Below are 1,832 nucleotides of genomic sequence, written 5' to 3' on the forward strand. Positions count from 1 at the left end.
AGCCGCCAAAGTCGGGACACTTGAGCCAGAAGCTGCGGAGCACGACGACAACACGTTTGACGATCAGACGAGTCAGCCGACCGAAGAACCAGCAGACTCAGCAGCTGAACTCAAGTAGCCGGCCGGCTGAGGATAGGCCGGTCCATGGCACTTCCTAACGCACGTCTGCAGCCATTTCCAAGCTGATGGGCGACTCGTGAGCCACGCGCACCGTTTCCCCTCGGCATGTCGTCGTCACATGTCGCGCCCGCCGCCGCGATCAGCAGTTCAGCAACCGTCCAAGGCTTGCCGAACTGCCGTTGACCGGACTATAGTGTTGCGCAGAAATTCATACACGGAGAATAGGGAGTGCTATGTACAAGGCCGACATCAAAGAGCCTGATTCGAGCCTGCCGCCGCGGTGTCCACAATGCAATGCGGATGGCCTGCAGGTGGGATCTACTACCCTGCAAGCCCACCTAGCCTCGGACGCGGCCGAGTCGCTTGGCGAACCGGCCTACTGGTGCGCGACCAATGACTGCCCTGTCGCCTACTTCGACCTGTTCGAGCGGAGTGTGGACTGTAAGGCATCCCACGGGCTCTACTGGCCTAAGGATCCGGCCGGGCCGCTATGCTGCTGCTACGGCCTTACGGCAGACGAGGTCGACGCTGACATTGCCGAGCAGGTTCCCTCCCGGGTCCGGGCGGTGGTGCAGAAGGCGGGCCTGCCGGATGCCGCCTGCACGACCAAGAGCCCTGACGGCCGCTCGTGTGTCGCCCGCGTGCAGCGGTACTACGTTCGGGCAAAGCAAGGGGACAGTTCCATTTAATTATCCGAAGACATTTCGATGCTTTTGCCAGCGTGTGATATGAGTTACCGACAACCGCTGCATGAAGAGACCCAGATCCTCGTCTCCTTCGGGCCTCATGACGAAATGCCAATGATTGGGCATCAAGCAATAATGCAGATGTGCATAGGACATTTGTCCAAGGTCTCCGCGATGATACGTTCAAACACGTCATAATCGACGTTGGTCTCGAACAACTGCCGTCGTCCAATACCCCGATTGAGCATATGAAAAACTATTCAGCCTAGTGTCACTCTAGCTTTGCGTGGCGTGATGCGCGTCAATAAATCGACCTGTCCCCTTTTCTCCTCCAAGAAGGAATCGTAATAATGCAACTCAGCAAGTCTGTTCCTGGCAGTGATCTGGGACCCATCACCGATTTAGTCATTTCCAACAGCTTCGATTCGGTGATGGTAACCGCGGCCACCGCGAAAACTCCAATTTTGTACGTCAATGAGGCTTTTACGAAACTGACGGGTTACACGTTCGAGGAAGTGTTAGGCAAGTCTCCTTCAATGTTGCAGGGCGTAGGCACCGATCCCTCCGCACTCGAGCAACTTCATAAAGACTTGGGAGCTGGGCGTAACTTCGAAGGTACGGCCACAAATTACCGCAAAGATGGCACGCCTTTTATGATGCATTGGCGGGTAGCATCAGTTCGATCTGCAAATGATGAGGTTGTGTACTTTATCGCGGTGCAACGCCAAGCTTGAGCAGCGAAAGCCAATCTTTAAACCGCCCGGCTCGGCCACCGCTGATCCATAACGCCACCTCATCACCCCTGACGGACTCACCTGCGTGGGCCGCCACGGTTCCGAACGATAACGGGGCTCACCTCGCATCGAGTGCAGCACTTTCTGCAGCGCTTTGAGTGCCATGCCCATTCCACCCCGATGATTCCGTGCTATGTTCGAGCCCTGTATCGCCCAATGTTCTTTTGTATACTCCTCCTGCTTTGTCGGGGGCGTCGGCATGCGGGTGAAAGTCACACGGCGCACGAATGCA

The 1,832-nt window shown here is 56.4% G+C and carries 2 protein-coding genes; both read left to right on the forward strand.

Features of this window, described 5'->3' with window-relative positions; translation table 11 throughout:
* Window positions 1-353: 353 nt before the first annotated feature.
* Window positions 354-809 (forward strand): hypothetical protein, encoded by a 456-nt coding sequence (locus WCJ41_RS21945; RefSeq protein WP_336907958.1) that lies wholly within the window; start codon window positions 354-356, stop codon window positions 807-809.
* A 347-nt stretch (window positions 810-1,156) separates the two neighbouring features.
* Complete coding sequence (locus WCJ41_RS21950) at window positions 1,157-1,540, forward strand: PAS domain-containing protein (protein WP_336907959.1); 384 nt, start codon at window positions 1,157-1,159, stop codon at window positions 1,538-1,540.
* The last annotated feature ends 292 nt before the right edge of the window (window positions 1,541-1,832 follow it).

Source organism: Aestuariivirga sp. (assembly GCF_037139295.1).
In the GTDB taxonomy this organism is placed as follows: Bacteria; Pseudomonadota; Alphaproteobacteria; order Rhizobiales; family Aestuariivirgaceae; genus Aestuariivirga.